This is a genomic window from Grimontia sp. AD028 (assembly GCF_000973155.1).
In the GTDB taxonomy this organism is placed as follows: Bacteria; Pseudomonadota; Gammaproteobacteria; order Enterobacterales; family Vibrionaceae; genus Enterovibrio; species Enterovibrio indicus.
On sequence record NZ_LASY01000172.1, the window covers coordinates 1 to 1,567 of the forward strand.

At 54.8% G+C, this 1,567-nt stretch carries 1 protein-coding gene; it reads right to left on the reverse strand.

The features are described 5' to 3' along the window. Positions 1 to 1,567 (reverse strand): VCBS domain-containing protein (locus RN22_RS23900; protein WP_046308436.1); only part of this gene is annotated, 1,567 nt, incomplete at both ends.

Here is a 1,567-nt window from a genome sequence, read left to right on the forward strand (position 1 = left end):
AAAAGTTCACCGAGTTGCCATTGCCGGAGGTGACCGGCTCACTGTCAACCAGAGTGAGGTTACCGGTAGCGCTGTCAACGGCATACAGACTGACGACATCAGTGCCGCTGGAAGTGACAAAGGTATTGCCGTCAATCGTCACGATATCGATGCCTGACACCAGGTCACCGGACGGGTAGGAGTTGCCGGTTTCCGCAATTTCACCGGTTTCCGGGTTGTAGGAGAGGACATCGACGGTATCACCCTGAGGGCGTGTAGCGAAAATCAGAGTTTCACCATCATCCGTTTCGAAGGTGACGTTTTCGCGCACAATGCCTGTTTGTGAGTTGCCGAAGGTCAGGCCGCCATTGAGGCTGAGTTCACCGGAGTCAGAAATCTGCCATGCAGAGATGGAACCACTGTTCTGCGAGGTCAAGAACAGGGTAGGCTCACCATCGACTTGAGAGACATTGGACTGAGTCAGACCGTTCCCGAGCGCACCAACGGAAATACCTGCTTCCTGAATCACTGCTGTTATGTCGCCGCCAGAAGAGGAGGTCACTGTACCAGTATTATTGTCATAGACGATGCGGTCAGTCTCAGTGAGCGAACCGTCATCTTCTACGCGGGAGATGATGATAGTGCCACTGTAACCAAACGACGTCGAAATAACATAAGGTACACCGTCAATCGTGGTGGTTGTGGTATTCCAACCACTATTGTTATCGCCCTGGGTGACCTCACCAGCGGTGAGGTTGCCACTCTCTTCCACATTCAGCGTAAAGCCTGCTGCGTCCACGCTGCCTGAGGTGGTGCCTGTGACAACGCCGGCATTGTCAGTGCCGGTCACGGTGACCGTGACATCATGGGTTGAACCATCAGAGGCCGTCAGGGTAAAGGTATCTTCTACCGACTGGCCTTCAGGCAGAGGCTCTGCTTTGGCGGGATCGACGGTATAAGTCCAATCGCCATCTACCAACTGGAAGGTGCCGTATTCGCCCTGCATGGTGGTGTTGGCGATGGTGGTGTTGTCACCGGTATCAGGGTCAACAACAGTGATAGAGCCGGAGACAGAAGCATCCGCATCCGTCACCGTTGCTGTCACATCACCAGTCAGTTCAGCCAGATCATCGGTACCGGTGACCGTGATAGTGATGTCTTGCTGGGTACCGTCGGTGGCGGTCAGCGTGATGACATCCTGGGCGGTGTCGCCCTCTCCCAGTGATTCAGACTTGGCTTCATCCAGGGTGTAGGTCCAGTTGCCATCCACCAGTTCAAGCGTTCCGTAGGTGCCTTCCACCGTTGTGTTTTCAAACACCGTGGTGTCGCCACCGTCGACATCGACGACATCCAGCGAACCAGAGGTGGTGATGAGAGACTCGCCAATTTCCAGTTTCACCGTGGTGGTATTGCCATCGGCATCCACCAGGTAGTAGCTGCCGTCGGCGGTTTGGACGATAACCGGCGGGGTATTGTCATTTTCTATGGCGGCGACATTACCCTGATGTACCAGCGAGCCTTCGCTGTTAATGGTGTAAAGGTCGACACCACCATCCGGATTCGGCGCAACGAAAACAGGCTCACCGTC